Origin of the sequence: Klebsiella sp. MS 92-3 (assembly GCF_000195655.1) — a bacterium.
Lineage (GTDB): Bacteria > Pseudomonadota > Gammaproteobacteria > Enterobacterales > Enterobacteriaceae > Klebsiella > Klebsiella pneumoniae.
Genome location: NZ_GL882815.1, coordinates 63,496 through 69,284 on the forward strand (window position 1 = coordinate 63,496; position 5,789 = coordinate 69,284).

Below are 5,789 nucleotides of genomic sequence, written 5' to 3' on the forward strand. Positions count from 1 at the left end.
AGCGTTGCGGAACAGCGGTTCACTGGCGGGGGCGGGGGCGGGCCCGCCCCCCCCCCCCCCCCCCCCTAGCCGTCAGTCATTAGTTCCAGCCGCTCTCTTCCGCCAGCTGGCGGATCAGAGTGGCGGCGTCACACTCGCGGATCAACCCCACCCCCTGCCCGGCCCAGTGGGCGCCATACTCATGGACGCCCTGGGCTTTCGCGGCGGCGGCCAGCGCTTTGCCGATATCATACGCCAGCGGATAATCCGGCACGGCGCTCGCCGGATAGCCTTCCCCCAGCGCACAGAAGGCATTCGCCAGACAGCGTGCCGGACGCCCGGATATCGCGGAGGTCAGCACCGTACGCCCGTCAAGACTGTTGTGGATCGCCGCGCGGTAGCCGGCGTCGGCGGGCGATTCCGGGCACAGGAAAAAAGCCGTACCGAGCTGTACGCCCTGCGCCCCCAACTGCATCACGCTGGCGATCCCCGCTCCGTCCATGATGCCTCCGGCGGCCACCACCGGGATGGTTAGTCGACGCCGCAGAAGTTGCACCAGGGTGAAGGTGCTCAGCTGCGCGTCAGGCGCCTGCGGAGCAAAGATCCCCCGGTGCCCGCCCGCCTCATAGCCCTGAGCGACCACCACGTCGATCCCCTGCTGTTCAATCAGCAGCGCCTCCTGGAGCGAAGCCGCTGTCGCCAGGGTAACGATCCCCTGCCGCCGCAGACGCTGGATCGTCTCACCTTCAGGAAGACCAAAATGAAAGCTCACCACCGCCGGCGACAGGTCGAGAAGCAGCTCCAGCATCGGCGCATGACCGATAAATGTCTGGTAGATCTCGCTTAACGAATCCGGTGGCGTACTGCCATAGCGGGCAAAATGGGGACGTAATGTTGTTGCCCAGTCGGCTTCCCGCCGGGCGTCGCGCCGGGGCGGCGCATGGCAGAACAGATTGACATTGAACGGACGGTCCGTCAGCTGGCGGGTGGCGACTATCATCGCTTCCGCCTGGGCAACGGTTGAAGCGCCCAGCCCCAGCGAGCCCAGCGCGCCGGCATTACTTACCGCGGCAGCCAGCGCGGGGGTGGAGACGCCCGCCATCGGGGCCTGAATCAGGGGATAATCAATATCAAGAAGCGAAAGCAGCGGGTTGCTCATGGTTTCCTCATGCATTAACGATGCCGGAGGCTTACCATCTCCTTTAAAGATGGTAAGATCAACATTATTATCGTAATGAGAAGAAAAATATGAACCACAGCACACTCGAGATCTTCATTCAGGTGGCAGAAACGCAGAGCGTCACCCAGGCAGCAAAACGGCTGGGCCGCGCACAGTCCAATATCACGACCCGCATTCAGCAGCTGGAAGAGGAGCTTGCCGTTGAGCTCTTCGTTCGCGGCAACAAAAAAATGGTGTTGTCCCCGGCAGGCGTGCAGTTTCTCAGCTACGCCCGGCGGATCCTGAGCCTGGCGGAAGAGGCAAAGCAGGCTCTGCATCCGACAACCCCAGGCGGCAGTCTGCGTCTGGGCGCGATGGAGGCGACCGCCGCCAGCCGGCTGCCGCCGCTGCTTACCCGCTTCCAACAGCAGTGCCCACAGGTGGATATCACCCTCATCACCCAACCGACCCGCCAGTTAACCGAGGGGGTGTTAACCGCCGCCCTTGATGCCGCGCTGGTCTGCCTGCCGCCAGGGGCCGATGGGCAACCGGCCTGTCCCGCCGAGCTGGCATTCACCCCGGTGTTTTATGAAACCCTGATGCTGGTCCGTCCGCAGACCCCGGGTCCGCTGCGGTTCGCGGCATTTGCCAGCGGCTGCAGCTACCGCGCGCTGGGAGAACGCTGGCTGGCAGAACAGCAGGCGGCCGTCGAGGTGCATGAGGTCAATTCCTATCACAGCATGCTTGCCTGCGTGGCGTCCGGGCGCTACGCCTGCCTGCTGCCGCAGAGCGTGCTGTCGCTGATGACGCTTCCCGAAAACTGCCTTAGCGAACCGCTGTGCGAGGCGACCACCCAGCTTATCTGGCGCAGCGGCTTGAGCGCCCCCGCCCTGAGCGAGTGGCGCAAGCTGCTGCAAAGCGTGGCGATTGGCTAAGCCTGGCGTTCGGTAAAGACCAGCCCTGCGGCAATCAGCAGCGCCAGCGCCGCGGCATAGAGCGCCGGGTTAAATGAAGCCGCGATCTGATACAGCGCGCCGGCGATAAGCGGCCCGGCAATCTGTCCCACACCGTACAGTGCAGTCATCGCGGCAATCATATTGAAGCTCACCTGATGGCTGAGACTTTTCGCCTTCGGTAGCGCAATGGTTACGGTGCCCATAAAGGTAAAGCCCACCAAAAGCGCGCTTAGCACGCAAAACAGCAATGAAGCGCTGCAGGCTGGAAGGATCACGCCAAGCGCCTGGACGAGCAGGTTGCGGGTCAGCGCTTGCCGGTATCCCCACTTTAGCACCAGCTTATGCCAGATGAGGCAGGACGGCGCGGCCGCCAGACCAAACAGCGCCCACAGATGGACCGGGTCAACGCTCTGCAGCGAACCGGACAGAAACAACGGCAGATAAGTGGCGGTGATGATATAGCCGAAGCCCGCCAGACCGTAAACCATCAAGAGTCGCCACGCCGCGCGACGGGTATCGCTCCCGGACGCAGGCAGGGAGGTCTCAACATGGGAAACCCTCACCAGTGCAGCCGGCGGAGTCAGTAGCCAACGGATCGCCAGCGCCAGCAGCAGACCGGCGCATAATGCGCAGAGCAGCCAGATCTGCTGGCTGGTGAGGCTCAGGGCATGTCCAAGGGCGATCCCCTCCGCGGAGATAAATATCCCCAGCCCCACCCCGGCATACAGCAACGGCGCCCCGTGATGATGCCCCATATGTTCCAGCAGCCACAGCGAACCTGCAATCAGCGTTATCGCGCTCAGCGCGCCAGCGACGGCGCGCAGCGTAATAATGGTCCACGGCGAGCTCACCCATGCCAGCAGCGCCAGGCTGGCGATGGTCAACCCGGCGGAGATAATGCTCAGTCGGGTGGCGGCCCCAGGCTGCACCCGCGCCAGCAGCAACGCGCCGACCAGATAGCCAGCGTAATTGGCCGACGCGGCGAGATTGCCCTCGTGCAGGGTTAACAGACCTTCATTAAGCATAAGCGGCAGCACGCCGGTGAAGGCAAAGCGCCCGTAGCCCATGCCGATCATCAGTACTATCGATCCAGCCAGTGCCAGCCATAAGGCCTGGCGCGATTGGTTATTCATCCACCACCCCACAATGATTCTCAATTTAAGAACAATAATATTGTATAATTCTTTTTTTATTATGATGAGGAGGTATTGTTGGCGCAAGTCGGATGTTAATCCGCTATGGTATTTACAGAGAGAAGGTGCGCCTGGGCACGGCTTAACACACGCCGGGCCGATTTACCGGTACAGTATCAACTCAACTTATGCTCACGGGAGTCATTATGTCGTTCTGTCATATGCGCATTGCCAGGCCGGTCAGTGAACTGGACACCACCGCCAGCATGTATTGCGCCGGGCTGGGACTCGAGCTGCTCGGCAGCTTTACCGATCATGAAGGATTCAGCGGGATAATGCTCGGCGCGCCCGAAGCGGGCTGGCATCTGGAATTCACCCACTGCCGCCACCATCCCGTCACCCCCTCGCCAGGCGATGAAGATCTGCTGGTGCTGTACTATCCGCAGCAGGCGGCATGGGAGGCACAGTGCGCAGCCATGGATGCCGCCGGATTTCTGCGCGTTACGGCGTTTAACCCTTACTGGGAGGTCAATGGCGTCACTTTCGTCGACCGGGACGGCTACCGCACGGTATTGCAAAACCGCGCCTGGGGCATGGTGTGTGATTCGTCGGGTATGGCGGCGAGCTGACGCTGAGCGAGGCGGGCGTTAAGCGCTGTAAAAGCAGTTATTTACATTCGTACAAATATCGTTCCCGTCGGTTACCGATAAAACGCTGTCGCGCCTCGCCAGCGTCCTCACGGCGCGCTATGCTACACATCCCGTTGTATTAACCTCTTATCCCTATGAGCACTTCCGTCAGCACTACACAACTCAATTTGCGCATTATTTCGATCGTTGTTTTTACCTGTATCTGCTATCTCTCCATTGGTCTGCCGCTGGCCGTACTGCCGGGCTATATTCACTATCAGCTGGGCTACAGCACCTTTGTGGCCGGAATTGTGATCAGTCTGCAGTACATATCGACGCTGGTAAGCCGGCCGCACGCCGGGCGCTATACCGATATCTGGGGGCCGAAAAAAGTGGTCAGCCTTGGGATCGTCTGCTGCCTGCTCAGTGGCGCCTTCACGCTATTGGCGGTAGTCCTGCAGGCAACGCCGATGCTGGCCATTGCCGCGCTGCTGGCGGGCCGGGTGTTTCTCGGCGTCGGCGAGAGCTTTACCGCCACCGGCGCCACCCTGTGGGGGATCAAAACCGTCGGCGCGATCCACACGTCACGGGTTATCTCCTGGAACGGCGTGGCGACCTATGTGGCGATGGCGGTCGGGGCGCCGCTGGGAGTTACCCTCAATCACTATTTTGGCATCAGCGGCTTTGCTACGGTGGTAGTGCTGGTCGCGGCCATCGGTCTGCTGTTCGCTCGTACCCGCCAGGACGTCAAGGTGACCGCCGGCGCCAGAGCGCCCTTTCACGCGGTGGTGCGAAAAATCTGGCCTTACGGCCTGGGGCTGGCCTTTGGCACCGTCGGTTTCGGCGTTATCGCCACCTTTATCACCCTCTACTTCGCCGCGCACAGCTGGCAGGGCGCCGCGTTTACCCTTTCGCTGTTCAGCGTCGGCTTTATCTGCGTTCGCCTGGTGCTGGGAAATACCATTACCCGCTTTGGCGGAGTCCCGGTCTCCCTGGCCTGCTTCATCATCGAAAGTCTCGGCCTGCTGCTTATCTGGCTGGCGCCATCAGCATGGATGGCCGGCGTCGGCGCCTTTCTCACCGGTTCGGGTTTCTCGCTGGTCTTTCCGGCCTTAGGGGTTGAGGCGGTAAAACAGGTTGAAGAGCAAAATCAGGGAACCGCCCTCGGCACCTACTCGGCGTTTCTTGATCTGGCGCTGGGCCTGACCGGGCCGCTGGCCGGCTGGGTCGCCGGGTTCTACGATCTCGCCACGCTGTATCTGCTGGCGGCGATCGTGGTGGCGCTCGCATTCCTGCTGATTTTCCGCGTACATCGGCAACAGCGGCTTGTCGCCAGAGAGTAGTGTGGCCCGGCTCGCGGGCCGCCGCGGTCCGATGACGCCGGCAAAAAATGAATCGGCAATTGACGACGATTCGGCTTCCGTGCCAACATCCCGTCAGCGTCTGGCAACAGATGCATGGACGGTACTGGTAGACAACAGAGTTCGCGCAACGATCCAGCCCGGTACCGTAGTCCAATCCGAATCACTGACCCACACGGTGAATTCCTGATTCTGGCGGGAAACACAGACATGCACCAAAGTTTTAATCAGCGCGTTCATTTCTATTACTGCGTCCTGGTCGCGCTGAAGATGCACGGAAAATCGAAAAAAGCGGGTGGTATCAGGGGAAAGAATAACTTTCTGCTGAAATGGCTGCGCCGGGCGCAGGATAACAACATTTTTCCTCCCGATATCACCAGTGAAATCGAATGGCTGCGAGGAAAAATTATTCAGGCTGGCTATGACACCGATCTCGAGCCGATGCTGGATTTTGTCTACGCCACCGCCAGCCGCGCCGAGGCGCTCAAAAACGCCGAATAGGCTCCCCCCTCCCCCCCCCCCCCCCCCCGGGGGCGCCCCCCCCAGCCAGTCATTCAGCACCTCTGCCAGAT

Annotated in this window: 6 protein-coding genes; 4 read left to right on the top strand and 2 right to left on the bottom strand. The window is 61.1% G+C overall.

The features are described from left to right. Positions 1–79: 79 nt before the first annotated feature. On the bottom strand, positions 80–1,138 hold the full coding sequence (locus HMPREF9538_RS12605; RefSeq protein ID WP_032457139.1) for a nitronate monooxygenase: 1,059 nt from the start codon (positions 1,136–1,138) through the stop codon (positions 80–82). 89 nt (positions 1,139–1,227) lie between these two features. On the opposite strand from HMPREF9538_RS12605, the gene HMPREF9538_RS12600 reads away from it, so the two are divergent. Next, positions 1,228–2,073 carry a LysR family transcriptional regulator gene (locus tag HMPREF9538_RS12600; protein WP_004143508.1) on the top strand — a complete coding sequence of 282 codons (846 nt, stop codon included), beginning with the start codon at positions 1,228–1,230 and terminating at the stop codon, positions 2,071–2,073. Here the strand turns inward: HMPREF9538_RS12600 and HMPREF9538_RS12595 are convergent. Continuing rightward, complete coding sequence (locus tag HMPREF9538_RS12595) at positions 2,070–3,227, bottom strand: YbfB/YjiJ family MFS transporter (RefSeq protein WP_004213417.1); 1,158 nt, start codon at positions 3,225–3,227, stop codon at positions 2,070–2,072. The two genes, HMPREF9538_RS12600 and HMPREF9538_RS12595, sit on opposite strands and share 4 nt — an antisense overlap. Before the next feature lie 206 nt (positions 3,228–3,433). On the opposite strand from HMPREF9538_RS12595, the gene HMPREF9538_RS12590 reads away from it, so the two are divergent. The 3 genes from HMPREF9538_RS12590 to HMPREF9538_RS12580 all read left to right on the top strand — a co-directional run bounded on the left by HMPREF9538_RS12590 (position 3,434) and on the right by HMPREF9538_RS12580 (position 5,718). Continuing rightward, the gene (locus HMPREF9538_RS12590) at positions 3,434–3,856 is read left to right on the top strand and encodes a VOC family protein (RefSeq protein WP_002904629.1); all 423 of its coding nucleotides are present in this window, start codon (positions 3,434–3,436) and stop codon (positions 3,854–3,856) included. A 155-nt stretch (positions 3,857–4,011) separates the two neighbouring features. Next, positions 4,012–5,199 carry an MFS transporter gene (locus HMPREF9538_RS12585; protein ID WP_004176220.1) on the top strand — a complete coding sequence of 396 codons (1,188 nt, stop codon included), beginning with the start codon at positions 4,012–4,014 and terminating at the stop codon, positions 5,197–5,199. 228 nt (positions 5,200–5,427) lie between these two features. Then, a complete protein-coding gene (locus tag HMPREF9538_RS12580; RefSeq protein ID WP_002904624.1) occupies positions 5,428–5,718 on the top strand; it encodes a hypothetical protein in 291 nt (96 codons plus the stop codon). The last annotated feature ends 71 nt before the right edge of the window (positions 5,719–5,789 follow it).

What these genes read in the sequence shown, in the direction of transcription:
- HMPREF9538_RS12580 (WP_002904624.1), top strand. Translation starts at nt 5,428, where the DNA reads ATGCACCAAAGTTTTAATCAGCGCGTTCATTTCTATTACTGCGTCCTG.
- HMPREF9538_RS12590 (WP_002904629.1), top strand. Translation starts at nt 3,434, where the DNA reads ATGTCGTTCTGTCATATGCGCATTGCCAGGCCGGTCAGTGAACTGGAC.
- HMPREF9538_RS12605 (WP_032457139.1), bottom strand. Translation starts at nt 1,138, where the DNA reads ATGAGCAACCCGCTGCTTTCGCTTCTTGATATTGATTATCCCCTGATT.
- HMPREF9538_RS12585 (WP_004176220.1), top strand. Translation starts at nt 4,012, where the DNA reads ATGAGCACTTCCGTCAGCACTACACAACTCAATTTGCGCATTATTTCG.
- HMPREF9538_RS12595 (WP_004213417.1), bottom strand. Translation starts at nt 3,227, where the DNA reads ATGAATAACCAATCGCGCCAGGCCTTATGGCTGGCACTGGCTGGATCG.
- HMPREF9538_RS12600 (WP_004143508.1), top strand. Translation starts at nt 1,228, where the DNA reads ATGAACCACAGCACACTCGAGATCTTCATTCAGGTGGCAGAAACGCAG.